This is a genomic window from Phenylobacterium sp. (assembly GCF_004297125.1).
In the GTDB taxonomy this organism is placed as follows: domain Bacteria; phylum Pseudomonadota; class Alphaproteobacteria; order Caulobacterales; family Caulobacteraceae; genus Phenylobacterium.
On sequence record NZ_SCVD01000001.1, the window covers coordinates 201,963 to 226,491 of the forward strand.

Below are 24,529 nucleotides of genomic sequence, written 5' to 3' on the forward strand. Positions count from 1 at the left end.
ATGAACCAGATCGACCGCCGCAGCTTCCTCGTCACCACCGCGGGGGCCGCCCTGGCCACCGCCGCGCCCGCCTTCGCCCAGGCCGGGTCGGAGGACGCCAAGCTCCGCGCCCAACTCGACAGCATGTTCGAGCAGACCGTGGACGACAGCCCCCGGTTCGCCACCTCGCTGGGCCTCGACAAGGGGGCGCGGGCGGCGCTGAAGAGCCAGCTCGACGACAACTCCGCCGCCGGCAAGCAGAAGCGCCTGGAGCGGGCGCGGACCTGGGTGAAGGCGCTGAAGGCGATCGATCGCTCGAAGCTCTCGGCAGGCCCGAAGGTCGACTTGGACGTGGTGCTCTACGCCAACGACCAGGCCGTTCGGAACGGCGACAAGTACCGGTTCGGCGACGTGGGCGGGAACTTCAGCCCCTATGTGATCAGCCAGCGGGGCGGGGCCTATGCCAACGTGCCCGACTTCCTGGACAGCCAGCATCGGGTCGCCAACGCCGACGACGCCCAGGCCTACCTCTCGCGCCTGTCGGCCTTCGCCAAGGCCATGGACAACGACGTGGCCCGCCAGAAGGCGGACGTGGCCATGGGGGTGATCCCGCCGGACTTCGTCTGCGACCTGTCGCTGGGCCAGATGAGGGCATTGCGCGACCAACCGGCCGACAAGGTGATCCTGACCACCTCGTTGGCCAAGAAGACGGCCGCCGCGAAGCTGGAGGGCGACTGGGCGGCCCGGGCGCAGAAGATCGTCGAAACCGAGGTCTATCCGGCGCTGGACCGGCAGATCGCCGCCATGCAGGCGGTGCGCGCCAAGGCCAAGCCGGACACCGGCGCCTGGGCGCTGCCCGGCGGCGACGCCTACTACGCCGACGCGGTGAAGGCCTCGACCACCACGAACTATTCGCCGGAGGAGGTCCACCAACTGGGCCTGACCCAGGTGGCCGAGATCTCGGCCCGGCTGGACGCGATCCTGAAGGCCCAGGGCATGACCCAGGGCACGATCGGGCAGCGGTTGATGAAGCTGAACGAGGACCCCAAGCAGGTCTACCCGGCCACCGACGCCGGCCGCGATCAGATGCTGGCCGACCTCAACAAGGACGTGGCCGACCTCTACGGCCTGCTGCCGCGGGTGTTCAACACCCTGCCCAAGGCCAAGGTGGAGGTGCGCCGGGTGCCGGTGTTCATCCAGGACGGGGCGGCCAACGGCTACTACCAGTCGGCGGCCCTGGACGGCTCGCGGCCGGCGGCCTTCTACATCAACCTCAAAGAGACCAGCGACTGGCCGCGCTACAACCTCAAGACCCTGGCGGTCCACGAGACGATCCCCGGCCACCACCTGCAGATCGCCCTGGCGCAGGAGAGCAGCCGCATCCCGATGCTGCGCCGCGCCGGCTTCGGCTTCTCGGCCTTCTCGGAAGGCTGGGCGCTCTATGCCGAGCAGCTCGCCGACGAGATGGGCGCTTACGAGGGAGATCCCCTGGGCCAGGCGGGCTACCTGCAGTCGCTGCTGTTCCGCGCCGCGCGCCTCGTGACCGACACCGGTATCCACTACAAGCGCTGGGGTCGGGCCAAGGCGACGCAGTACATGGTCGACACCATCGGCAACACCGAGAGCCGCGCCCAGCGCGAAGTGGAGCGTTACTTCTCCTCGCCCGGCCAGGCCAACAGCTACAAGGTCGGCCACACCGTCTGGGCCAAGGTCCGCGAGGACGCCAAGACCAAGCTTGGGCCGAAGTTCGACCTGAAGGCCTACCACGACGCGGTCCTGCTCTCGGGCGCCATGCCGCTGACGGTGCTGGAACGCCACGTCCAGGAGTGGGCGGCGAGCCAGGCCTAGCGGATCATCGGGCGGGGCATAGTGAGCTTGGGCCGCGGGCGCGGTAGACGGTGGAGGACAGGGCGCGGGTGCGCGCCTTCGCGTTGGCGGGCGTGGTGATCGTCGCCACCAGCCGTTCTTCGCCATTCCAGGCGCAATAAACCGTGCGCTCGACCCGGCCGGCGTCCACCAGTCCCGTCTGGGTCATGGCGAAGCCTTCCGGCCTGGCCAGGATCGTGGCGGCGGCCATGGCCCGCAGCTTCTCCGACGGCCCGCGATCCACATAGGTCGAGCAGGATCCGTCCGCCCAGGCCACGGCGTAGACGGGGCTGAGCGAACCGAGCCGCCAGACCTTGTCGTCGGCGCCGGCGCCGGCCGCGCGGGAGGGCATGGCCACGAGCCGTTCGTACAGGGCCAGTTCCTCGATCGGCCGGCGATTCAGGATGCCCGGCAGGCATACGTCGCGCAGCACGATCTCGCCGGCTTCGACACTGTCGATCAGCGCCCCGAACGGCGGACTATCCCGGGACGCCGCGGGACCTGATCCTTGAGCGCCAGCCGGGCCCGAGACCGTCGCGCAAAAGGCGGCGGCGACGCAGATGTGACGCAGCATGGATCAACTCTAGATGGCTGCGGGCATCCCGCACCTCAACTGCGCGTGACCCGGCGGGCTCGACACCATGCCGCAAGGCGCTTTCGATGCGGCCCGGCGGCGGCTTGAAGAGGCAGCGCCGTCACGACGGACTCGCGCTTTGCGACATTCGGCGCCAACTTCCACAAGCTAGACCCTGGGGAGGGATCCGCATGACGTTGCGTACGGCCTTGACCGCTGCGGCGGTCCTCTGGGCGGGGGTCGCCAACGCCCAGCAGCACGACATGTCGAAGATGACCGGCATGAGCATGGGCCTGCCGCCCATGCCGTCGATTTATGGCGGACAGGCCGACAAGCCGGGGGCGCCGGTGTTCAAGGGGCTGGGCGCGCACAGGATGGCGGTCACGGCGACGCCCGAGGCGCAGGCCTTCTTCGACCAGGGCGTGAACCTGGTGTTCGGCTTCAACCACGCCGAGGCGATCCGCTCGTTCCGCGAGGCCGCGCGCCTGGATCCGAACTGCGCCATGTGCTGGTGGGGCGTGGCCTTGGCGCTGGGCTCCAACATCAACCTGCCGATGCCCGACGACGCGGTCCCGGCGGCCTGGATGGCGCTGAAGAACGCCGAGGCCCTCGCGCCCAAGGCCAGCGAGCGCGAACAGGCGTGGATCGCGGCGCTCTCGAAGCGCTATGCCGAGAAGAAGGGCGCCGACCGCGCGGCGCTCAACGCCGCCTTCGCCGCCGCCATGGGCGATCTGGCCGCGAAATATCCCGACGACCTGGACGCCCAGACCTTCTGGGCCGAAGCCATGATGGACACCCAGCCGTGGGACTATTGGGAAGCCGACGGCAAGACGCCCAAGGGCCACGGCGCCGAGATCGTCGCGACGCTGGAGAAGGTGATGGCCAAGGCGCCCGACCATCCCGGCGCGCTGCACCTCTACATCCACGCGGTCGAGGCCTCGACCACGCCCGAACGGGCCGAGCCCGCCGCCGACCGGCTGCTGAAGCTGATGCCGGGCGCGGGTCACGTGGTCCACATGCCCAGCCACATCTACTATCGGGTGGGACGCTATGCCGACGCGGCGGCCGCCAACGAGGCCGCCGCCCTGGTGGACGAGGACTACATCACCGCCTGCAAGGCGCAGGGCTTCTATCCCGCCGGCTACTACGGCCACAACATCCACTTCCTGTGGACGTCGGCCGAGATGGAGGGCCGCTACCAGGCCGCCCTCGACGCCTCGCGGCGGCTGGTGAAGGCCGTGGATGCGCCGAACCTTTCGAAGCAGCTTTCCGTCGCCGAGCTCTACAACTTCACCCCGGTGATGACCCTGCTTCGGTTCGGCAAGTACCGGGAGGTGCTGGCCGAGCCGGCGCCGGACAAGATGCTGACCCTGGACAACGCCATGTGGCTCTACGCCCAGGCCTTCGCCCACGCCAACACGGGCGACCTGAAGGCCGCGGCGGCGGACCGGGCGAAGCTGGCCGCGCTGCAGAAGGCGAAGTTCGATCGCTACGACGCCTTCGGCGTTCCGGCGGCCGGGATGATCGCGGTCGCCCTGGCCAGCGTGGACGGCGAGATCGCGCGCAAGTCCGGCGATCTGCCCGGCGCGGTCGCGCAGTTCCAGAAGGCCCAGACACTGGAGCGGGCGCTCCCCTACACGGAGCCGGCCTACTGGCATCGTCCCGTGGCGCACCTGCTGGGTGCGGCGCTGCTGGAGGCGGGAAAGCCCGCCGAGGCGGAGGCGGTCTATCGCGAGAGCCTGCACCACTATCGCCGCGACGGCTGGGCGCTGATGGGCCTGGCGGCGGCGCTGAAGGCCCAGGGCAAGACCGCGGAGGCGCAGCAGGTGGGCGGCGAATTCGGGGAATCCTGGCGGCGGGCGGACACCCAGATCCAGACCTCGCGGCTCTAGAACCAGCCCGCGGCCTTCAGCGGGGCGGCGTTGCTGCGGCTGATGGGGACGACCAGGCCGCACTTCAGTTTCGCCTCGCCTCGACCGCGCAGCCACTTCACCTCGTCGATGGCGCCGGTGGCCACCCACCAGGACCGGTGGGTGCGAAAGCCCGGCGCGGCGTCCAGTTCCTTCAGCGCATCGCCGAACCGCGCGGTGATCAGTTCCTGGCCGGCGTCCGTGTGGACCCGCAGATAGTGGTCCTCGGCCTCCACGGCGATCAGTTCCGCGCCGCGCCGCTTGGCCGAGAGCCGCTGGCGGAAGGTGTGGGTGGGATCGCGGGGCGCCTCGGGCTCCGCGAGGAGCGGGGGCCGCACCGCCTGCGCCCAGGCCAACTGGCGCAGGCACATGGTGGCGATGCAGACCACGAAGACCTGGAACGCCGGCTCCGCCAGGTTCGCCCAGCCCAGGCGATCGCCGAACATGAAGTGGTTCACCAGCCCGACCAGGATCGTCACGGGCGGCGTCATCAGGACGCTGGCGGCGACGAGACGGCTCCAGAAGTGGCTGACCCGGCGGCGCAGCGGCTCGTCGATCGCCACGCCGATCAGACCGCCGCCGACCATGCAGAGGAGCCAGTAGGCGAACCGCAGGCTGAGCGGCTGGCGGGCCGTTTCGAACGGGCCCAGGAACGCCATCACCACGCCGATCGCGATCCACAGGGCGAAGTCGGCCGCGAGGCGGCGCATCCAGGGCCGGACGGAAAACTCGGGCATCGGCGCTCGCGCTGGGATTCGTTCGCGCGAGACTGCCACGACTGACGATTTCCATGCATCCATTCGCGCAGGCTAGGCGCCGTCCGCGCAACGGCCCCTTGGCGGGCGGCGTCCGGACCGGCCATTCCGACGGCGGTCAACGCAGGAGCCTGCCGCCGATGAACGCCAGACTTTCCATGGGTCTGTGGGGCCTCGCTATCGTTCTCAGCGTCGGCGTGGCGATCTTGTCCTACCGCTACGTGCCGCAGATCGGCCCGCTGTCGCCCGAGGTCATGGCGAACCTCTTCGCGCGGCCCTGGCTCATGCTGCACGCCGGCGCCGCGTCGACGGCGCTCCTGGTCGGCGGCTTCCAGGCCCTGCCGGCCGTGCGTCGGCGCCCCGCGCTGCATCGCGGTCTGGGGCTGACATATGTCGCGGGCTGCTTCGTGGGCGGCGTCGCGGGGTTCGCCATGGCCTTCGGGACGACGGCCGGTCCGGTGGCCGGATGGGGCTTCGGCATCCTGGCCGTGATCTGGGTCTATGTTACCGGCCAGGGCTGGCTGGCGGCCCGCGCCCGGCGCATCGACGCGCACCGCCGGTGGATGATCCGCTCGTTCGCCCTGACCTTCGCCGCCGTGACCCTGCGCCTCTACCTGCCCATCGGGGCGATGGCGGGCCTGGAGTTCGCCGAGATCTATCGGCTCAACGCCTGGATCTCGTGGATCCCGAACCTGCTGCTGGCGGAAATCTACCTGCGGCGCCGGACGATGCGCGGCCTTCAGCCGGCCTGACGCCACACTGCTGACATTCCGCTGTCAGCAGGCCGGGCGTCTAATGGCGGTGAACCGGAGGAAGCCCCCATGACCGACCTGACCTTCTACACCCATCCCATGTCGCGCGGCCGGATCATCCGCTGGATGCTGGAGGAAGTGGGCCAGCCCTACGACACCCAGATCCTCGATTTCGAGAACGCGATGAAGAGCCCCGCCTATCTGTCCGTGAATCCCATGGGCAAGGTGCCGGCGATCAAGCATGGCGACACCGTCGTGACCGAGTGCGGCGCGATCTGCGCCTACCTGGCCGACGCCTTCCCTCAGGCGGGCCTGGCGCCCGCGCATGGCAGCAAGCTGCGCGGACCCTACTATCGCTGGCTGTTCTTCGCCGCCGGGCCCATCGAGCAGGCGGTGGGCCTGAAGGCCCTGGGCGCCGAGGTTCCAGCCGAGCGGGAGAGGATGCTGGGCTGCGGATCGATGGACCATGTGCTGGACGCCCTGGAAGGCGCGCTGGACGGCCGGGACCACCTGGCGGGCGACAGCTTCACCGCCGCCGACCTCTATGTCGCCTCGCACCTGGGCTGGGGCATGCAGTTTGGCACGATCGAGAAGCGCCCCAACTTCGAACGCTACGTGGCGCTGCACGACGGCCGGCCGGCGTCCAAGCGAGCCGTCGAAATCGACGACGGGATCATCGCGGCCCAGCAGCAGCCCGCTGAATGAGGTCGAACTTCGTGCCGTAGAGGTCCTCGAACACCGCCACGCTGCCATAGGGCTCGTGGCGGGGTTCTTCGAGGAACTTCACGCCGGCGGCGCTCATCCGCGCGTGGTCGGCCGCGAAGTCGTCGGTTTCCAGGAACAGGAACACGCGCCCGCCGGCCTGGTCGCCCACCGCGCGGACCTGGTCCCCCACGGCCCGCGCCAGCAGCAGCCCGCCCTGCGATCCCCGCGGCCGCACCACGACCCAGCGCTTGCCCGCGCCCATGTCGGTATCCTCGACCAGCTCGAACCCGGCCTTGCCGACATAGAAGGCGATCGCCTCGTCGTAGTCGCGGACGAGGAGGGCGGTGAGGGCCAGGCGCTGCATGGCGCAGGCCTAGCCCGATTCACCTACGCATTGGCCCGCGCGCCCTGGGCCGCCTCCTCGGCCAGGCGGCCGTGGAGCTCGCTCATGTGGTCGAAGTCGGCCTCAAAGGCGCCCAGGCCCTGGGTCAGGCCGCGCAGCTCGGCGATCAGGTCCTGGCGCTCGCTCTGCGGCAGGTAGGCCTCGATCCGCTCCCAGCCGCGCCAGTCCTCGCGGGGGCCCAGGCCCAGGATCTGGCCGCGGCGGGCGGTCAGGGCCGAGGTGACGTGGCTGGCGCTGTTGGATGGGGAATAGACCGTGAGCTTCTCGATCGGCTCCAGGAGGGTGGAGCCGGCCACCTTCAGGGCTTCCTCGATCGCCAGGCGCCCGACGGTGCGGAACGCCATTTCGGAGCTGTCGACGGCGTGGGTCATGCCGTCGGTGAGCGTCACCTCCAGGTCGGTGACCGGAAAGCCCAGCGGGCCCTTAGCGAGTCCGTCGCGGACGCCGGTCTCCACCGCGGGAATCCACTGCCTGGGCACCGCGCCGCCGACCACCTTGGACTGGAAGACGAAGCCGGAGCCGCGAGGCAGGGGCCGGACCTCAATGGTGATATCGGCGAACTGGCCGTGGCCGCCCGACTGCTTCTTGTGCCGGGCGCGCTGGGTGGCCGCCTTGGCGATGGTCTCGCGGTACGGGGTCTTGGGCTGGATGGTGTCGATCTCCACGCCGTACCGGCGTTTCAGGCGTTCCAGCGCCAGGCGCACGTGCCCCTCGCCCTGGCCGGCCAGCAGCACCTGCCGCTGCTCGGCGTCGTGGGTCAGCGACAGGCCGGGATCCTCCTCGACCAGTTTGCCCAGGGCGCCGGAGAGCCTGACGTCGTCGTTGCGGTTCTTGGCCATCAGGGCCACGGAGAACAGGGGTCGGCGCGACCGCGCCGCCGCCCGCACCGTCTGCGGCTGGCCGGTGGTCGACAGCATCTGGCCCGCGCCCGCCTGTTCCACCTTGCCGATGGCGCAGACTTCTCCGACCGCCGCCTCGGTGATCTTGCGGAGCGCCGAGCCTTGGACCTGGCTGAGCCCGCCGGCGCGGCTCTTCTGCCCGTCGGGCATCACGAAGTCCGCGCCGTCCGTCAATTTCGTCCCGAACACGCGGGCGTAGGCCAGCTTGCCGGACTGGCCGGCATAGGCGGTCTTCATCACATAGGCGCCGTTGGTGACGCCCAGCCGCTCAGCGGCCCGCTCGGTCGGCGGGGTCTCGTGGCGCAGCGCCTTGAGCAGCCGGCGGATGCCGAAACCGTTCTGGGCCGAGCCGAAGAAGACCGGCACGATCAGCCCATCGTTCAGCTCGCGCACCAGGTCGGCGAACACCGCGTCGCGGCTCGGGACCGCGTCGGACAGGAGCTGTTCCAGCAGTTCGTCGTCGAAGTCGGCGAGCTGTTCCAGCATGTGGAAGCGGGCGTCCGCCTCCTCCTGCTGCAGGTCCGCGGGCATATCGACCCGCTCGCTGGGCTTGCCGGGCTGGTAGACGAAGCATCGCTCGAGGGCCAGGTCGATGAAGCCCGAGACCTTGTCGCCGTCCCACATCGGGATCTGCCGGGCCACCAGCGGCGCCGTGGAGACCGGGGCCAGGGCCTCCAACAGTTCGCCCAGCGTGCCGCGGGCGATGTCCATCTTGTTGATGAAGAGGGCATGGGGCACGCCCAGCCGTTCCAGTTCGCGCAGCGTCGGCTGCAGCAGGACGGCCTTGGCGGGATCGGGCTCGGCCACCACGATGGCCAGGTCGACGGCGGCGAGCGCCGGATCGATCTCGGCGCAGAATTCCAGGGATCCCGGGCAATCGACGACGGCGTAGCGGTCGCCCATGAAGTCGAAGCCGGCCAGGTTGAGCTCCACCGAATGGCCGCGAGCCTTGGCCTCGGGGCTGCTGTCGCCCACCTCGCCCGGACGCACCGCCTGGCCGGTGGCGGCTTCCAGCAGGGCCTCCATCAGGGTGGTCTTGCCGGCGCTCGTGGGGCCGACGAGCGCGAGCGCCCGAACCGACCCCATGTCTCGGATTGCCATGGTCGCGTTCTCCCATCACCGATGGCGCCGAGGGCGCCCGCCTTGCGGGAGGTCGTGGCGCCCTTGCGCACGGATTGTGAGCGGTCGCGGACCGGTACAGAGCCAGCCGACGCCGCCCTTACCGGAAAACCCTACGCCCGGAGTTTTGCGGGATGCGCCTCAAGAAGTCGTGAGTGAGAGCAGCTTAGCGGTCCAGCGCCGAGCGGATCGCCAAGGCGCCGGCGCGGGCCCGGCCCCGCGCGCCGACCGCGGCGTCGTTGGCGGGCGTCTCGTGCGCCCGGCCGTAGAGCCAGCCCTGGGCATAGTGGACCCCGGCGCGGCGGACAGCGTCCTCGGCCCCGGGCGTCTCGACCATCTCGGCCAGGGTGCGGACGTTCAGTTCGGCGCACATGTTCACCAGGTGCTTCACGAAGGTGGCCTCGCGTCCGCCGTGGGCGAGGTCGCGGATATAGCGGCCGTCGATCTTCACCAGGTCCAGGGTGAGCTGCTGGAGGTAGGCCAGCGAGGCGGCGCCGGCCCCGAAGTCGTCCAGGCAAACCTCGCAGCCCGCTGCGCGCAACGCCTGCAGGTGGCGGTCGGCCACGGCAAGGTCCTCTACGGCGGCGCTCTCGGTCAATTCGAACATCAGCCGGCCCTGGGCCCACGGCCGAGCCTTCAGCAGGGCGAGGGCGCCGTTCACGTAGCTTTCGCGCATCAGGCTGCGCCCGGAGACGTTGACCGCCAGCACCAGGGAGGGATCGGCCTGGAGGGATCGGAGGGTCTCTTCCAGGATGGCCATGTCCAGCGGCTCGATCAGGTCCATCTCCTCGGCCATGCGGATGGTCGGAAAGGGGCTGCCTTCGGAACCGAAGCGCACCAGCACCTCGTGATGGTGCAGGCCGCCGCTGTGGAGCGACACGACGGGCTGGTAGGCGAGGGTGAAACGGCGGTGCTTGATCGCCGCGCCCAGGGCGCCGGCGTTGTCGAGCGTCGTGCGCATCGCCTCGTCCAGCGCCTGGGCGAGGTCGCAGGGCAGGGCGCCCGACAGCCCATCCTTGAGCACCAGGTTGAGGGCGTAGCGCAGCGCCTGGACGGTCGGCTTGCGGCCCTCGACGCCGGTCATCGGAATGGAGGCGGCGGTGGCGGCGATGTTGTCCACGCCGGCGTCGGTCAGGACGCGGGCGATCCGCCGGGTGACCACCTCGGTCGGCTCGTCGCGGCCGCGGACCAGGGCGTAGCGGTCTGGGCCGACCTCGGTCGCCGCCTCGCCGCGATAGGCCTGGGCGCGCAGGACGCCGGCCAGGAGCGCTTCGATGCGGGTGGGGTCCCGGGCGGCAGCCGCCGAGGCCGAAAGGCCCGACAGTTCCACGAAGGCAAGTTCCAGTTCCTGCGACGCGCCGGCGAGCAGTTCGGTGGCGCGGGTTTCGAAACCCTCCCGGCTCTGCAGGCCGGCCGGGCCGCGGCCGCTGGCGCGAGACAGCGCGCACGAGATCGCGCCGTCATTCTGCGGCAGGCGGATGGCGGTCAGGGTGGCGTAGGCATCCGCCTTGCCGGCGACCCGCAGCACCACCGGCCCCGCACGCGTCCCGCCGTCGAGACCACCGAACAGGGCCTCGACCATCGGATGATCGTCGGGATCGATCAGGCTCTGCCAGGAGCGCTGTGCGAGCGCGCGGTCGACCACGCCCAGCACCGCCTCGCCGGCCCCCAGGGCGAAACTCACGCGCCCGTCCGTCCGGATCTCCAGAAGAAGGTCGGCGGCGGCGAAGCCGAATCCCAGGAAGCGGTGCGGTGTCGACAAGGCTGGATCGTTCCCCTGTCATGGAGTTACGCGTGCCGGCCTTAAGATCGCGTGTTCGCCGCTAGGCGTCGGCCTTCTTGCGCCTCAGCATCCTGCGGCGGGTCTCCAACACGGTGTATAGGCGCTCGCGCTGGTGCTCGCCGACGGGCAAGGAGATGCGATTGTGCTGAATTTCGAGGTCGTGGCTGGCTTCGTCGGCGAGACGATCCATGCCCTGGGGATCGACCCGCCAAAGGGCGTGGATCAGGTCCGCCACGAGGAGCTCGAGCGTTGCAACGCGGGCAATGAGATCCCGCTTGCTGGTGGAGACATCGTCCGACATGCGATGGTTCCAAGGCTTCGCGGCCGGGGGAGCCGCCACGTTCAGGATGGGGAGGTAGTGATTAAGCGTTCGATAGTGGCTGGCCGAGCATGACGGAAAAGTTGAGTCGCGCACAACCTGAGCGCCCCACCGCGCGGGTCCTGCTGTTCGATCCCGATAACCGCATTCTACTGATGAAGGGCCGCCTTCCCGCGGCCCGGCAGCGGCCGGGCGTGTGGTTCACGGTCGGCGGCGGCGTGGAGCCGGGCGAGACCTATGCCCAGGCGGCGGCGCGGGAGATCCGGGAAGAGACCGGCATCCAGGACTTCATCCTGGGGCCCGTGGTCTGGCTGCGCGAGGGCGTCATGCTGATGCCCGAGCCGACGCTGTTCAAGGAATGCTATTTCGTGGCGCGCTGCGCCGGCGGCAACCCGGTGCGCGAGGCGTGGACGGCGCTGGAGCTGGACCTGATCGACGATATCCGGTGGTGGAGTCTGCCAGAGCTGATGACCACGGCCGATCGGGTATTTCCGCCGGGGCTGGTCGGCCGGCTGCCGCCGCTGCTGGCGGGCCGGCTGCCGAAGGACCCCGAGCGCATTCCGTGGAAGTGAACGGTCACGCTACTGTCGCGGCCGCCCAATAGGACCAAGCCATGATCGCCGCCATGCTCGCCGCCGCAGCCGTTTCCGCCGCCTGTGACCTGGAGAAGCCATCGGGGGAGGCCGGTTGCACCCGCGCCGCCGTCGACGCCCTACCCATGAACGCCATCCAGGCCATCGGCACCCACAACAGCTACAAGATGGCCATCGCGCCGAACGAGCTGGCGATGATCCGCGCCGCCAATCCCAAGGAGGCGGACGGCATCGACTACAGCCACCCGCCGCTCAGGGAACAGCTCGACGCCGGGGCCCGGCAGCTCGAGATCGACATGGTCTACGACCCGGACACCGGTCTCTACGCCGCCCCGTTGGGCTTCAAGATGGCAGGCAAGAACGCCGTCCCCTACGACTTCGCGCCGCTGAGGCAGCCGGGGCTGAAGGTGCTGCACGAGCCCTCGGTGGACTACCGGTCGGTCTGCCCGCTGTTCGCCGGTTGCCTGAAGGACATCGCGGAATGGTCGAAGGCCCACCCGGACCACGTGCCGCTGCTGGTGATCATGAACCTGAAGGAGGGGGGCATCTCGATACCTGGCGCGACCAAGGCGCCGCTGTTCGACGCCAAGGCGATGAACGCCATCGACGCGGAGATCCGCGCCGCCTTCCCGGAGGCCGCGCTAATCACGCCCGACAAGGTCCAGGGCAAGCGCGCCACCCTGCGCGAGGCGGTGGCCGCCGGCGGCTGGCCGACGCTGGAGGCGGCCCGCGGCAAGGTGATGTTCGCGCTGGACTGCCCGCCCGAGCAGGTCGCGCGCTACCGCGAGGGTCGCAAGGTGCTGGAAGGCCGCGTGGCCTTCGTGAACACCGACGAGAGCTCACCCGCCGCCGGCTATATCACCTTGAACGAGCCCCAGGAGCAGGCCGCCCGCATCGCCGCGGCGGTGAAGGCCGGGCTGATCGTGCGCACGAGGGCCGACGCCGACACCCGCGAAGCCCGCGCCAACGACACGACCCGCCAGACGGCCGCCTTCGCCTCGGGCGCGCAGTATGTCTCCACGGATTACATGCGGCCCGACGTTCGGTTCGGTCCCTACGTCGCCAAGCTGCCGGGCGGAGGGAAGGCGCGGCTCTCGCCGCTGCGGGCGGCCGACTAGCTAACGGTTCGCCAGTTTCTCCCCGAGCGGCGGCGCGGTCGCCGGTTCGGCGACCGCGGACGTTGCGGAGGTCTCCGCGTTGGGCGGGACTTCCGCGACGGTGACCTCGGGCGTCTTGTCCTTGCCGACGCCGAAGATGCCGCCGATGACCTTCTTCCCGAGGAATCCGCCCGCGAACTTGCCCACCGGACCGCCGACCGCGGCGCCGGCGGCCCCGCCTGCCACGCCGCCGGCGATCATGCCGAGCTTGCCGGCCATGCCGTTGTCCTTGTCCTCCTTTTGAACGAGGACCGGGGCGACGGTGGTCGGTTCGGTCGGCGGCGTGGCGACGACGGCGTCGTTGACGGGCGGCGGCGGCGGCGGCGCGCTGGCTGGTGGCGGCGCTTCGACCGTGGGCTCCACGGTGGGCAGCGGAGCAAGCGTCGGCGCGGCGGTCACGTCGACCGGGGCGACGGTCGCCGAGGCAGCCGTGGATTGCGGCGGAACAGCGAGAGTGGGGGTGACCTGCGCAAGCGCGGCGCCCGGAAGGGCGACAGCGCTACCGATGGCGAGGCTCAATAGGACGCGCATTGGCTGCTCCACGAGGAATCCCTCGATCTGAGCGCCATCAACGCGCCGGAGGCTGGCCGGTTCAGCTCAGCCCGGTTTGGAGGACCCGTCCGCGAAGACGGGCCCGCCTCAAGTCTTAGCCGCTGACCTTCAGGTTGGTCGCAGAGGTCTTGCCGCTGCGACGGTCCTGTTCGAGGTCGAAATTGACCCTCTGGCCTTCATTCAGGCCGGAGAGGCCGGCCTGTTCGACCGCCGAGATGTGGACGAAGATGTCCTGACCGCCGCCTTCGGGCTTGATGAAACCGAAGCCCTTGGTGGGGTTGAACCACTTCACCTCGCCGGTGCCGGAGCCCGACACGACGCCGCGCGGACGATCGCCGCCGCCGCCGAAGCCGCCGCCGCCGCCGAAGCCGCCGCCGCGATCACGGCCACCGCCGTAACCGCCGCCGCCGCCGCCGCGGTCGCCGTAGCCGCCGCCGCCGTAGCCGCCGCGATCACCGCCGCCGCCGAAGCCGCCGCCGCCGGCGCGACGGGGTTGGGGCGCGCCCTTTTCCGTCACGACGATCTGGGTCGCCGCCAGCTTGCCGGACCGACGGTCCTGCTCGAGTTCGTAATCGACCTTGTCGCCTTCATCGAGGCTGTCCAGGCCGGCCTGATTCAGGGCCGAGATGTGAATGAAGACGTCAGATCCGCCGTCGTCCGGTTGAACGAAGCCAAAACCTTTAGCCGTGTTGAACCACTTTACCGTGCCGCTCGCCATATCGTCGCAACCTACAGAGAGATAAGTCCCACGCCGCCCATGGAGCGGCGCCCGGCTAATCGCTCTGACAAGCCGTGAGACAAGTTGTAGCGGTGGATTTTCCGCAAGACCAGCCGTCGTGACACACACCGGTATTCGGACTATGGCAGCGACCCTTTCGCCACAGCGCTGCCGAGGCCCGTCTTGAAGAGCATCTGCGTCTATTGCGGCTCGTCGCCGGGGAACGATCCCCGCTTCCTGGACGAGGCGATCCGCGCCGGAACCGAGATCGCCAAGGCGGGCCTGACCCTGGTCTACGGCGGGGGCAAGGTGGGCCTGATGGGCGCCGTGGCCGACGCGGCGCTGGCCGCCGGGGGCAAGGTGGTGGGCGTGATGCCCGAGGACCTGGTCAACCAGGAGATCGCCCATAAAGGCCTGACCGAACTGCACGTCGTGAAGTCCATGCACGAGCGCAAGCTGGCCATGGCCGACCTGTCGGACGGCTTTCTCTGCCTGCCGGGCGGCCCCGGCACCTTCGAGGAGATCTTCGAGCAGTGGACCTGGGCCCTGCTGGGCATCCACGCCAAGCCGTGCGGCTTCGTGAACGTCGCCGGATACTACGACCTGATGCGCCAGACGATCCAGCAGATGGCCGACGCCGGCTTCATCGGCCAGACCTATGTGGACATGCTGGTCTACGCCGGCACGACGCCGGAGGTGATCGAAGCGTTCCGGACCTACGTCGCGCCCCCGCCGAAGTGGAGCACGAACAAGCCTTAGACGCTGGTCAGATCTCCAGCCGGTAGACCTTGGTCGCCGTGCCCGAGAACAGCGCGGTCTTCTCGGCGGCCGAGGCCCCCCCGGCGACGTGCTTGAAGGCGTTCCAGAGGGTGGCGTAGCTGCAACTGCCCATGTCGACCGGGAAGTTGCTCTCGAACATGCAGCGCTCGGCCCCGAAGGCCTCGATGCAGGTTTCGATGTAGGGACCCCATTCCTTGGCGAGTTGCGTCGACGGTGCGCGGGGCTCGGCCAGGAACGAGGGGAAGTTGCAGAAGGCCATGGCCAGGCCGCCCAACTTCACCACCACGTTCGGCGATTTCGCCAGCTCCTGGATGTTGGCCTTCCAGCCCGAGAACCGCTCGGGCAGCCTGCCCGTGTAGCTGGCCCGGCCCAGCGGCGTGCCGACGTGATCCAGGATGATCGTCGTGTCGGGGAAGGCGCGGGCCAGATCGATCAGGTCCGGAAGCTGCGGCTCCAGCAGCCAGGCGTCGAACGACAGGCCCAGCGGCGCCAGGCGGCGGAAGCCCTCGCGGAACGTCGTATCCCTATAGAGCCCCGCTTCGACGCGGTTCAGCGGGCCCAGCACGTCCTTGTCGGCGTCGAACGAGGCGCTGTTGCGGATGCCGCGGAACCGGCCGCCCCCCGACTTGATGTGGGTTTCCAGCACGGGGGCGACGCCGTCGCCCAGCAGCAGGTCGGCGCGTCCGACGATGCCGGCGCAGGCGCGCATGTCGCCATAGAGGCCGCTGGCGCTCATGGCCGCCACGCCGTTAACGAACTCGGTCTCGCCCACCGGGGCCATCGCCGGGGAGGCGCCGGCCTTGTAGAAGGCGCCGCACTCGACGAACACGGTGGCCACCACGTTGTGGCCGCTGCCCGTATCGGCCATCAGTTCGTCCAGCAGATAGCGGGCCGCCGGCTGGATCGCGGTCATGAACGGATGTTCCGGCCCCTGGGCGATGTAGGCACGCCGGTCCCACAGGTGGTGGTGCGGATCGACGATCGGCAGCTCGGGTTCGAGGATGGCTTCCGGCATGACGTGCGCTCCCGCTTTCTGATGGGACGGCAAGCTAGAGGGCGCGCCCGCGAGCCTCAACCGCCGAACGTCTTGCGGACGCGCAGATAGACGATGCGGCCGAAGTGGAAGTTGCGGTCGAACAGTCGGGCGGCCCCGGCCTGGTCCGCATCGCGGACGCCCACGTAGGTCACGTTGGTCTGACGGTAGCCGCGCCTGGTGATGTTCTCCAGCTCCGCGCGGATGTTGATGTCCGGCCGCGGTCGCCACTCCACATAGGTCATCAGGAACGGATCCAGCTTGTAGGAGTCGACGGCGTTGAAGCGGTAGAGCACCTGCTGGTAGCCACCGTAGAGTTCGACGCCCCAGGTCAGGTTCTGTCTCGGCAGGTCCTGGGTGATTTTCACCTCCCACTCCACCGGCCGCTGGCCCGAGATGCGGCGGGCGGTCAGGGTGGTCGGATCGTCCACCTGCGACCAGCGCCGGGTGACGAAGCCCTTGAGCTGGGCGCCGTTCAGGCCCAGGCGCTCCAGCGGCAGGGTCAGGTCGGCCCGCAGGATGTCGCGGGAGCCGTCGCCGATATTGGCCGGGCGGTCGAAGATGCCGGTGGGCGTGAACACCGGGCCGCGGTCCTCCACGCCCTGGACCTCGACGTGGGTGGCGGTGAGGACCAGCGCGCCCCGGCCCCAGAACCGCTGCTCCACCGCCGCCTCCGCCACCCAGGCGCGCTCCGGCTCCAGGTCGGGATTGCCGGCGGTCACGCCGGTGGCGTTGTTGAGGCTGCCCTCTGCCACGAAGGAATCGAAGTCGAGCTGGCCGACTTCGCGCTCGGCCCGCAGGCGCAGCTGTGTCGAGGGCCGCGGCGACCAGGTGGCGAGAAGGCGGGGCTTCACGTAGCTCAGCGTCTTGCCGAGCCGGACGTCGCCCTCGGCGCGGATGGTCGAACGCTCGTAGCGGACCTGGCCGTCCAGGCTCCAGGCCGCGGAGATTCGCCAGCTCGCCTTGGCGAAGGCCTCCGCGCGGTGTTCGCGCACGCGGGTGTCCGCTCCGGGCAGGGGGATCGTCACGCCGTCGGCCTCCAGGGCGCTGGCGCTGCGCAGACGGTTGTCCGCAGCCTCGGCGCCGAGCTCGCCGGACAGCGTCGCGCTCCATGTCTGCTTCAGGACGGCGCGCGCGATGGTCTCGCGGGTCGTGCGATCGACGTCGAAGGTCTCGCGGCCGCCGGGGGTCGTGGAGACGGCGACCAGGCCGAAGCCGTTCACCTGCCTCAGGCCGACCAGCTCCAGGGTCGTTCGCGCCGACAGCGCCCGGGTGTAGTTCGCGCCGATCTCGCGGGTGCGGTTGGGATTGATCTCGTCATAGGATTCGATCGCGCCCGAGACCACGTCGACGGTATCCTCCTCGAACTTGGCCTTGTCGTTGTAGATCAATCCGTTGATCCGCAGCCGTCCACCCGCCAGCGGCGACTCGTAGGCGCCGGTGAACTGCCGCAGCGGCCCGTCGCTCTCGGTGTCGATGCGGGTCCGCTGGCCGGGCCGACCGTCCGAGGCGCCTGTCCGGCCGACGCCTTGGCCATACAGGCCGGAGAAGCCTCGGCCGTAGAGGCCGGACACGTCCCACGATCGATCGCCGCCACCGGACGCCTCGAACTTGAGGGCGCCGAAGTTGCGGCCGTCCGGGACATGGAATCCCTCGGCCTCGACCTTGCCTCGCATCACGCTGTCCTTGCGGAGCACGATATTGGCGATGATCGACTTGCCCTGCATGTCGACGCCGGGCGCGCCGCCGCGGATGACGTCGATCCGTTCGATCCTGGTTGTGGGGATCCGCTCCAGCAGGCCTTCAAGGTTGTCGCTCTTGGATGACGGGCGGCGGCCGTCGACCAGTACATTGCCGGCCGCGCCCTCGAACCCGCGCACCGTGCTGCCGTCGTCGAGCGTGAAGCCGGGCAACCGGTCCAGCATCTCCTTGGCGTTGGCGGGGCGCTGGGCGGCGAAGAAGGCGGGGGGATAGCTGATGACGCCTTCCACCAACGGCGCGGCCGCCACGGCTTGGGTCAGCAGGAGCCCGATCATTCACCGCTCCAGACGCCGGCAAGCGCGTTGACGCCGCGGCGCTCGCCCACCCGGGCCTGGTCGCCGATGCCCCATCCTCCCGGACAGGGGCCGACCCGGCGGAAGCGCCGGACCTGCCGTGCGCCGGCCGCCGTGCCGTCCAGCGCCTTCAGGGCGAAGGCGACCTGGAAATCACGTTCCGGATCGCCGCTGCGGTTCACGGTCAGGCCGAACCGCCGTCCGTCCAGCTCGCAGCGCACGGCGAACAGCCCGTCCTGTTCGACCCGGTCCTTCATCAGCAGGCAGGGCCGCCCTGCGACCTCGGCGGTAGCGCGGGCGAAACCCTCGCGCATGGTCCGGTCGGCGCAGACCTGAAGCGCGGCCATCGGCCGGCCGGCGCCGTCCAGGGCCTCGACGCGCCACAGGGCGGGCGGGTCGACCTGGGCCTGGTGGGCCGCCAGCCGGCTTTCGGTGTGCCGGGCGCCGCAGCCGGCCAGGGCGAGCAGGAGCGCAGGCGCGAGCCATCGCGCCCGGGAAATCGGGTTCGACATCGGTGTCTCCGAGCGTGTGAGGGGCGGCTAGGGCTTGGGCGCCTGGGGCGGGGTCCTGCTGGGCAGGCTCACCAGCATGACCGAGGTGACCGGTTGGCGTTGCTGGCGTTCCCAGAGTTCGACCAGCGGGCCGGGCCTGGGGGCTGGCGGCTGCAGGTTCCAGGCGGCGACGGCGGCGCCGACGAGGGCCGTTCCGACGAGGGAGGAGCCGACCAGGCCGTCGAGGCGGGGCGCCGCGCGAAGCGCGCCGATCCGCACCTCCAGCGGGTGCTGGCCGCGGGAGGGCCAGTAGCAGCCGAAGGGCAGGGGCTGGGCGGCGAGCTGGGTCTTCAGCAGGGTCCTGGCGTAGAGCGCCCGGTCGCGGGGCCTGCGGCGGAGCACGGCGGCGTCGCAGGCCAGCTCCTGGTCCAGCCGCATCAGGTGCGCGCCCAGATGGACCAGCGGATTGAACCAGCACAGCGCCTGCAGCGCGGCGGCCAGGGCGCCGGCGCGCGGATCGCAGCGGGCCACGTGTTCGCGCTCGTGGGCCCGGATCAGGGCGCGTTCGTCGGCGCTGTAGGTCCCGTCGTCGGCAGGCATCAGGACACGGGGCGTGATCACGCCCACCACCGCCGGACCGGCGCCGCCCTTGGCGGCGGACCGCATGAACAGCGCCTGGGCCCGGGCGAGGCCGGCGACGACCAGCGCAGCGCCCGCGGCCCAGCCGAGCAAGGCCGGCGCGGAGATGTCGGCGACCGCGGCGGCCAGGGCGTGGACCTGCGGCGCGCCGTCGTCGACCCGGGCCGGCAGCACGCTTGCCAGGGCCGCAACCGGGGGGATGGCCCAGAGGCCATAGGCGATCTCGGGGCCGAAGAGGCGACGGACGGGGATGCGGAGGGCCAGTACGGCCACGATGGCCAGGGCCAGCACCAGGTTGGAGCGGAGCAGGGCAGCCAGGACTTCACTGGTCATCGGCATGGCTCGGCGCTGGAGGTCTTGAACATCTTACACCCGTAGCTTGGGTGCCACATTACGTCCGTAATTTTTACTGTCAAGCGGGCTTTGTTACGCGGTCAGTCGGCGGGTTGGCGGCGGCGAATTTATGGCGGAGGTTGGCGGCGGGCCGGCCCGGTCAGGGACGGATCGCGTTGACGCTGGCCGCGGCGAAGGTTCCGCCCTGCGACTTGGACTGGGTCTTCGAGGTGCGCTTCAGCGAGGCGATCCGCACCTCAAGCGGGTGCTGGCCAAGGGGCGACCAGTAGCAGCCGAGCGGTAGGGCCGACCCGGCGAGCTGGGTCTTGAGCAGGGTGCGCGCGTACAGCGTCCGCGCGGTCGGCCGCGTGCGGATCACGGCGGCGTCGCAGGCCAGTTCCTGGTCCAGCCGCAGGAGGTAGGCGGCGAAGTGAACGACGGGATTGAACCAGCAGAGGCACTGGAAGAAGGCGGCGAAGGCGGCGGCGCGGGGGTCCTTGCGGGCCACATGTTCGCGCTCGTGGGCGCGGATCAGGTCGCGCTCCCCGGCCGTGTACTGGCCGTCGTCCGGCGGCATCACGATCACCGGTGAGATGAAGCCCACGACGGCCGGCCCGCCGCGTCCGGCCCGCACCTGGGCGAGGAAGCGGAGCTGCGCCACGGTGAACACGCTCGCCAGGGCCAGCGCGCCCAGGGCCCAGGCCGCGACGATCATCGGGTTGAAGGCGAAGATCGCGGGATCGTCGTGCCGTTCCGCGACGCCGATCACGAACATCAGGAAGCCCGCGGCCGGCGGCAGGGTCCACAGGTGATAGGCCGCCGCGGGGCCGAACGCCCGGCGGGCGACGATGCGGATCGGGGCGACGGCGAGTACGGCGATCGCGGCGACCAGGTTGGCTTTGAAGAACGCCGCCGCGAGCGTGGCGGCCGGATAGCCGCCGAGGACCACGTACAGCGGATCAGTCATCGTCGCTCTCGATCTCCGCGATCAGCTTCTTGAGGCGCGCGATGTCCGTGGCCGACAGGTCGCGGTGACGGGCATAGTGGGCCACCAGCGGCGCGAGCTGGCCGCCGAACAGCCGGTCCAGCAGGCCCTGGCTCTCGCCGGTGACATAGTCCTCGCGGCTGACCAACGCCTTGTAGATCGCCCGGCCGCCGGCGCGCTCGGATTTCAGCGCCTTCTTCTTCAGGAGGCGGTTGATCAGCGTCTTGACGGTGGCTTCGCCCCATTCCTGCGCCGGGCCGACCGTCTGCACGATCTCCTCGGCGGTGAGCGCCCCCCGTGTCCAGAGGGCCTCCATGATGTGGCTTTCCGCGCCCGAGATCTTCGACATCTTACACCCGTAGCTTATGGCGGACGTTACGCATGTAAAATCGCCTGTCAAGGGTCCTCGCCCAACGGAACTATGCGCGCCGTCCGCGAGCACCCATAGTCGCGTGAGTCCCGGGGGCGATTTGATGGCGGACGCGATGGTCGGCGCAGAGGCGTCGTCCCGGCACAAGAAGGTCGGTGTGCTGGGCGCCGCCGCCCTGGTCGCCGGCTCGATGATCGGCTCGGGCGTCTATCTGCTGCCTGCGACCATGGGGGCCATCGGATCGATCTCGATCCTGGGCTGGCTGGTCGCCACCCTGGCGGCGGTGTCCATCGCCGGCGTGTTCGTCTGGCTATCGTCGGAAGTCGCCGGCTCGGAAGGAATCCCAGGCTACGTCCAGGCGGGCCTCGGACCCTTCTTTGGCGCCCAGACGGCGGTGCTCTTCTGGACCTCCTGCTGGGCCGGCACGGTGGCCGTGGCCCTGGCCGCGGCGGGCGCGGCGGGGTTCCTCATCCCCGCCCTGGCCGAACCCGCCGCACGCCTCGCCGTGACGATCGCGATCATCTGGACCGCCGTGGGACTGAGCTGGATCGGCCCCCGCGCCGTCGCCCGCACCGAAGGCTTCACCCTGGGGATCGGGTTGCTGCCGGTGATCCTGGCCGCGACCGTCGGGTGGTTCTTCTTCAGGTCGGATGTCTTCCTGGCCTCGTGGAACCCCACCAACCTGTCCCTGGGCCAAGCCGTCGGCGGGTCGGCGCTGAACGCGTTCTGGGCCTTCCTGGGCATGGAATGCGCCGCCGCCGCCGCGGGCGTGGTGCGCGATCCCACCCGCAACGTGCCCCGCGCCACCATGCTGGGCGTCCTGGGCGCGGCGGCGCTCTACATCGCCGCGACATCCGCGATCATGGGGATCCTCCCCGCGGACGTTCTGGCGAAGTCCAACGCCCCCTTCGCCGATGCGGCCCGGGCGGCGCTGGGGGCGGCCGTTGGGGCCGCCATCGCGGTCTGCGCCTTCCTGCGGACCGGCGGTTGCGTGACCGGCTGGACGCTGGTCATCGCGGAGACCTCGCGGGGCGCGGCGGATCAGGGCGTCTTCCCGAAGGTGTTCCGCACCCGCCCTGGTGAGCGGGCGTCGCCGATCAACTTGGTCACCGCCGGGGTGCTGATGACCGCGTTCGCGCTGGCCACCGCGAACCCCAGCCTCGCCAAGCAGTTCTCGACGATCATCAACGCGGTGTCGTTGCTGTCCCTCTACACCTACGTGCTGGCCGCCCTGTCGCTGGCGCGCATCGGGGGGCGGTTCGCCGGCGTTCGCCGCGTGGGGGCGCTGGTCACGGCGGCGGTCGCGATCGCCTTCGCCGCCTTGCTGATCTCCGGCGGCAAGCCGCTCGAACTCGCGCTTTCGCTCGTGCCCATGCCGGTGGCGGCGCTGCTTCACCTGTGGCTCCGGCGGCGCTAGGACTTGGCGCACAGCAATGGAGGCCGCATGCCGCCCGTCGAAACCTGTCCGAAGCTCGCGGAGGTCGGATGACCGTCGACCTGGCGGAGCGCCGTATCGCCGTCGTGCGCGAGCACATGGCCCTGGAGGTCACCCACGACTGGGACGGCGTCATCGCCACGTTCCAGCACCCCCGCTACGAAATGCACGGCGGCGGGCAGGTGTTCGACGGCGAGGTCGCGGTGCGCGGCTATTTCGCCGCCTCACGGACGCCGTTCCCCGACCAGGGCAACGAGATCATCGCCATCGCCCACGCCGGCGACACCGTCCTGGTGGAGTTCTGGCTGACGGGCACGCACCTAGGGCCGCTGAAGCTGCCCGGCCGCACGGTCGAGCCGACCGGCAAGGCGTTCCGCGTGCGCATGGCCGCGAGCTTCGAGTTCGCGCCGGGCTCGGACAAGATCGTCTGCGAGCGGCCGTACTTCGACCAGGGCGCGGTGGTGCGGGCGCTGGGTCTGGCCTGAAAGCTTCAGTGATCCAGGCCGCGCCTCGCGTGTTATGCTCCCGGCACAACCACGGAGCCTGCCGATGAAGCTCTCCGACGAGCACCGCGACCGCCTCGCCCTGCACAGCGCCTTCGCGGTGCATCAGATCGCCCGCTGGATCGCGACCCGCGACGACGTTCCCAAGGACATTCGCGACCGCCTGCGAGGCCACATCAGCGCGCTGGAAGGCGTGATGGTGACCAGCGGCCACGACTGGATCCGCGACGAGATGGAAGCCACCGAGGCGGCGCTCGAGGCCTGACGCGGCTATCGGTTCAGGCGCGACGCGGCCGGTCCCGTGGCGGAGCTTCCGACGAGATCGTCGGGAGCCTTCCGCATGCGCCGCCTCGTCCTGCTCGCCATCGCCATCGCCGCCGTCGGCCTCGCCGCCGCGGGCGAGGCGCCCATCGCCTTCCCCGAGGGTTTCCGGACCTGGGCCCATGTGTCGAGCGGGCTGTTCGGCCCGGCCAATCCGGCCGCGCCGAAGTACGAGGGACTGCACGCGATCTACGCCAACCCGGCGGCCCTCGAGGGCTACCGGACCGGAAAGTGGCCCGACGGTGCGGTGATCGTCTTCGATCAGTGGACGGCCGACAAGCCGGGCGCCGACGCCCTGGGCCAGGGCCAGCGGAAGTTCATCGACGTCATGGTCCGGGACAGCCGCCGGTACGCCGCCACCGGCGGCTGGGGCTATACCGAGTTCGCCTGGCCGGGCCGGGATCGGGTGACGGCGATCGAGGACAACGCGGCCAAGGCCTGCGGCGGCTGCCACGCCGCGAAGGCCCCCGGCGGCGACCACGTGTTCAGCACCTTCAAGGACTGAGGGTCTACTCCGCCGCCGCCCGCGCCTCGGCCGGCATCCGCGAGCGGTGGTAGGGCCGCTCGCCCAGGATCGTCGCCCGGTTCATCACGCGGCGCGCGGGCAGGTAGTCGTTGACCGCATAGTGCTGGGTGACCCGGTTGTCCCAGAAGGCGACCGCGTTGTCGCTCCAGCGCCAGCGGACCTGGAACTCCGGCTTGGTCACATGCTCGAACAGCATGGCCAGGATCGCGTCGCTCTCCTTGCGCCGCAGGCCCTTGATCCGCTCGGTGAAGCCGAAGTTGACGAACAGGCCGTCCTCGCCGGTCTCGGGATGGGTGCGGACCACGGGATGCAGCACCGGCGGATGCTCGGCCAAGGCCCTGGCGTGCTTCTCTGCGCCGGCGGCGTTGGCGACGATCCCGCGCTGGGGAAAGCCGCGGGCGAAGTCGTGGACCGCATCCAGCTCGCTCAGGAACTGGCGGAAGGTGGGCGACAGCGCCTCATAGGCCGCCCTCATGTTGGCCCAGATGGTGTCGCCTCCGTTCGGCGGCAGGCTCCTGGCGTAGAGGATCGAGCCCATCGGCGGGGTCTCGATGAAGGTGACGTCGGTGTGCCAGGCGTCATTGTCGGTCGGGTTGCCGGCGTGGTTGTCCAGGATGAACAGCTCGGGCGCCTCGGGCACGCCGGGATAGAGCGGATGGGTGTGCAGCGCGCCGAACCGGGCGGCGAAGTCCCGGTGCTGGACCGGGGTCATGCGCTGGTCCTCGAAGAAGATCACCTGATGCTTGAGCAGCGCCTGGCGCAGCGTCTCGGCCAGGTCGGCGGACACGCCCTGGCCCAGGTCCACGCCCTCGACGACGGCGCCGATCGTTGGGGTGAGCGGTCTGATCTGCATGGCGGCCTCCTTCGCGGCCGAAGAGGGAACGCCAACTCCGACGCCACGTCAAAGGCCGGCGCTTTCCGCTTGCCTGCCCGCTGCCCCCGCCGCACGGTGAATTCAAACAACTGTTGGGAGCG

General features: G+C 70.2%; 26 protein-coding genes and 1 pseudogene. 11 read left to right on the top strand and 16 right to left on the bottom strand.

Going from position 1 to position 24,529, the window contains the following annotated elements; translation table 11 throughout:
- Complete coding sequence (locus EPO51_RS00980) at nucleotides 1-1,827, top strand: DUF885 domain-containing protein (protein ID WP_293345029.1); 1,827 nt, start codon at nucleotides 1-3, stop codon at nucleotides 1,825-1,827.
- A 4-nt stretch (nucleotides 1,828-1,831) separates the two neighbouring features.
- Here the strand turns inward: EPO51_RS00980 and EPO51_RS00985 are convergent, their stop codons facing one another.
- Nucleotides 1,832-2,419, bottom strand: a complete 588-nt coding sequence (locus EPO51_RS00985; RefSeq protein ID WP_293345031.1) for a hypothetical protein — start codon at nucleotides 2,417-2,419, stop codon at nucleotides 1,832-1,834.
- Between the two features lie 191 nt (nucleotides 2,420-2,610).
- On the opposite strand from EPO51_RS00985, the gene EPO51_RS00990 reads away from it, so the two are divergent.
- Nucleotides 2,611-4,311 (top strand): tetratricopeptide repeat protein, encoded by a 1,701-nt coding sequence (locus EPO51_RS00990; RefSeq protein WP_293345033.1) that lies wholly within the window; start codon nucleotides 2,611-2,613, stop codon nucleotides 4,309-4,311.
- Here the strand turns inward: EPO51_RS00990 and EPO51_RS00995 are convergent.
- On the bottom strand, nucleotides 4,308-5,066 hold the full coding sequence (locus EPO51_RS00995; RefSeq protein WP_293345035.1) for a LytTR family DNA-binding domain-containing protein: 759 nt from the start codon (nucleotides 5,064-5,066) through the stop codon (nucleotides 4,308-4,310). The two genes, EPO51_RS00990 and EPO51_RS00995, sit on opposite strands and share 4 nt — an antisense overlap.
- A 158-nt stretch (nucleotides 5,067-5,224) precedes the next feature.
- Here EPO51_RS00995 and EPO51_RS01000 point away from each other — a divergent pair, with 158 nt between their 5' ends.
- Nucleotides 5,225-5,836 (top strand): DUF2306 domain-containing protein, encoded by a 612-nt coding sequence (locus tag EPO51_RS01000; RefSeq protein ID WP_293345037.1) that lies wholly within the window; start codon nucleotides 5,225-5,227, stop codon nucleotides 5,834-5,836.
- Between the two features lie 69 nt (nucleotides 5,837-5,905).
- The gene (locus tag EPO51_RS01005; RefSeq protein WP_293345039.1) at nucleotides 5,906-6,541 is read left to right on the top strand and encodes a glutathione S-transferase family protein; all 636 of its coding nucleotides are present in this window, start codon (nucleotides 5,906-5,908) and stop codon (nucleotides 6,539-6,541) included.
- Here EPO51_RS01005 and EPO51_RS01010 read toward each other — a convergent pair.
- From EPO51_RS01010 to EPO51_RS01025, 4 genes are all read right to left on the bottom strand, one after another.
- Nucleotides 6,510-6,905 carry a VOC family protein gene (locus EPO51_RS01010; RefSeq protein ID WP_293345041.1) on the bottom strand — a complete coding sequence of 132 codons (396 nt, stop codon included), beginning with the start codon at nucleotides 6,903-6,905 and terminating at the stop codon, nucleotides 6,510-6,512. The two genes, EPO51_RS01005 and EPO51_RS01010, sit on opposite strands and share 32 nt — an antisense overlap.
- A 23-nt stretch (nucleotides 6,906-6,928) precedes the next feature.
- Entirely contained in the window at nucleotides 6,929-8,944 is a 2,016-nt protein-coding gene (locus tag EPO51_RS01015) for an elongation factor G (RefSeq protein WP_293345043.1), read from the bottom strand.
- Between the two features lie 184 nt (nucleotides 8,945-9,128).
- On the bottom strand, nucleotides 9,129-10,724 hold the full coding sequence (locus EPO51_RS01020) for an EAL domain-containing protein (RefSeq protein ID WP_293345045.1): 1,596 nt from the start codon (nucleotides 10,722-10,724) through the stop codon (nucleotides 9,129-9,131).
- Between the two features lie 61 nt (nucleotides 10,725-10,785).
- Complete coding sequence (locus EPO51_RS01025; protein ID WP_293345047.1) at nucleotides 10,786-11,046, bottom strand: hypothetical protein; 261 nt, start codon at nucleotides 11,044-11,046, stop codon at nucleotides 10,786-10,788.
- 89 nt (nucleotides 11,047-11,135) lie between these two features.
- On the opposite strand from EPO51_RS01025, the gene EPO51_RS01030 reads away from it, so the two are divergent.
- Nucleotides 11,136-11,636, top strand: coding sequence for an NUDIX hydrolase (locus EPO51_RS01030; protein WP_293345049.1), 501 nt, complete (start codon nucleotides 11,136-11,138; stop codon nucleotides 11,634-11,636).
- Nucleotides 11,637-11,677: 41 nt separating this feature from the next.
- Nucleotides 11,678-12,775: a phosphatidylinositol-specific phospholipase C1-like protein gene (locus EPO51_RS01035; RefSeq protein ID WP_293345051.1), complete on the top strand. Its 1,098-nt coding sequence runs from the start codon at nucleotides 11,678-11,680 to the stop codon at nucleotides 12,773-12,775.
- Here EPO51_RS01035 and EPO51_RS01040 read toward each other — a convergent pair whose 3' ends face one another.
- From EPO51_RS01040 to EPO51_RS01050, 3 genes and pseudogenes are all read right to left on the bottom strand, one after another.
- Nucleotides 12,776-13,333: a hypothetical protein gene (locus EPO51_RS01040; protein WP_293345053.1), complete on the bottom strand. Its 558-nt coding sequence runs from the start codon at nucleotides 13,331-13,333 to the stop codon at nucleotides 12,776-12,778. It lies immediately after the preceding gene.
- 127 nt (nucleotides 13,334-13,460) lie between these two features.
- Complete coding sequence (locus EPO51_RS01045) at nucleotides 13,461-13,682, bottom strand: cold-shock protein (protein ID WP_231733312.1); 222 nt, start codon at nucleotides 13,680-13,682, stop codon at nucleotides 13,461-13,463.
- Nucleotides 13,683-13,886: 204 nt separating this feature from the next.
- Nucleotides 13,887-14,084: pseudogene (locus EPO51_RS01050) on the bottom strand (cold-shock protein); the annotation flags it as partial.
- Nucleotides 14,085-14,267: 183 nt separating this feature from the next.
- Between EPO51_RS01050 and EPO51_RS01055 the strand changes: the two are divergent.
- On the top strand, nucleotides 14,268-14,843 hold the full coding sequence (locus EPO51_RS01055; RefSeq protein ID WP_293345055.1) for an LOG family protein: 576 nt from the start codon (nucleotides 14,268-14,270) through the stop codon (nucleotides 14,841-14,843).
- 7 nt (nucleotides 14,844-14,850) lie between these two features.
- Here the strand turns inward: EPO51_RS01055 and EPO51_RS01060 are convergent, their stop codons facing one another.
- The 6 genes from EPO51_RS01060 to EPO51_RS01085 form a co-directional block, all read right to left on the bottom strand.
- Complete coding sequence (locus tag EPO51_RS01060) at nucleotides 14,851-15,879, bottom strand: amidohydrolase family protein (RefSeq protein WP_293345057.1); 1,029 nt, start codon at nucleotides 15,877-15,879, stop codon at nucleotides 14,851-14,853.
- A gap of 56 nt (nucleotides 15,880-15,935) precedes the next feature.
- Nucleotides 15,936-17,933 (bottom strand): TonB-dependent receptor plug domain-containing protein, encoded by a 1,998-nt coding sequence (locus tag EPO51_RS01065; RefSeq protein WP_293345059.1) that lies wholly within the window; start codon nucleotides 17,931-17,933, stop codon nucleotides 15,936-15,938.
- Nucleotides 17,930-18,463 (bottom strand): hypothetical protein, encoded by a 534-nt coding sequence (locus EPO51_RS01070; RefSeq protein WP_293345061.1) that lies wholly within the window; start codon nucleotides 18,461-18,463, stop codon nucleotides 17,930-17,932. Before EPO51_RS01070 ends, EPO51_RS01065 begins: the two co-directional genes overlap by 4 nt.
- A gap of 27 nt (nucleotides 18,464-18,490) precedes the next feature.
- A complete protein-coding gene (locus EPO51_RS01075) occupies nucleotides 18,491-19,414 on the bottom strand; it encodes a M56 family metallopeptidase (RefSeq protein WP_293345063.1) in 924 nt (307 codons plus the stop codon).
- A gap of 160 nt (nucleotides 19,415-19,574) precedes the next feature.
- A complete protein-coding gene (locus tag EPO51_RS01080; RefSeq protein ID WP_293345065.1) occupies nucleotides 19,575-20,381 on the bottom strand; it encodes a M56 family metallopeptidase in 807 nt (268 codons plus the stop codon).
- Nucleotides 20,374-20,748 carry a BlaI/MecI/CopY family transcriptional regulator gene (locus EPO51_RS01085; RefSeq protein ID WP_293345067.1) on the bottom strand — a complete coding sequence of 125 codons (375 nt, stop codon included), beginning with the start codon at nucleotides 20,746-20,748 and terminating at the stop codon, nucleotides 20,374-20,376. Before EPO51_RS01085 ends, EPO51_RS01080 begins: the two co-directional genes overlap by 8 nt.
- Before the next feature lie 124 nt (nucleotides 20,749-20,872).
- Between EPO51_RS01085 and EPO51_RS01090 the strand changes: the two genes are divergently transcribed.
- From EPO51_RS01090 to EPO51_RS01105, 4 genes are all read left to right on the top strand, one after another.
- On the top strand, nucleotides 20,873-22,186 hold the full coding sequence (locus EPO51_RS01090) for an amino acid permease (RefSeq protein WP_293345069.1): 1,314 nt from the start codon (nucleotides 20,873-20,875) through the stop codon (nucleotides 22,184-22,186).
- A 68-nt stretch (nucleotides 22,187-22,254) separates the two neighbouring features.
- A complete protein-coding gene (locus EPO51_RS01095) occupies nucleotides 22,255-22,689 on the top strand; it encodes an ester cyclase (RefSeq protein WP_293345071.1) in 435 nt (144 codons plus the stop codon).
- Nucleotides 22,690-22,753: 64 nt separating this feature from the next.
- Nucleotides 22,754-22,972: a hypothetical protein gene (locus EPO51_RS01100; RefSeq protein ID WP_293345073.1), complete on the top strand. Its 219-nt coding sequence runs from the start codon at nucleotides 22,754-22,756 to the stop codon at nucleotides 22,970-22,972.
- 75 nt (nucleotides 22,973-23,047) lie between these two features.
- Complete coding sequence (locus EPO51_RS01105; RefSeq protein ID WP_293345075.1) at nucleotides 23,048-23,533, top strand: cytochrome P460 family protein; 486 nt, start codon at nucleotides 23,048-23,050, stop codon at nucleotides 23,531-23,533.
- A 4-nt stretch (nucleotides 23,534-23,537) separates the two neighbouring features.
- Here the strand turns inward: EPO51_RS01105 and tauD are convergent, their stop codons facing one another.
- Nucleotides 23,538-24,407, bottom strand: coding sequence for a taurine dioxygenase (gene tauD, locus EPO51_RS01110; protein WP_293345077.1), 870 nt, complete (start codon nucleotides 24,405-24,407; stop codon nucleotides 23,538-23,540).
- Nucleotides 24,408-24,529: the final 122 nt, after the last annotated feature.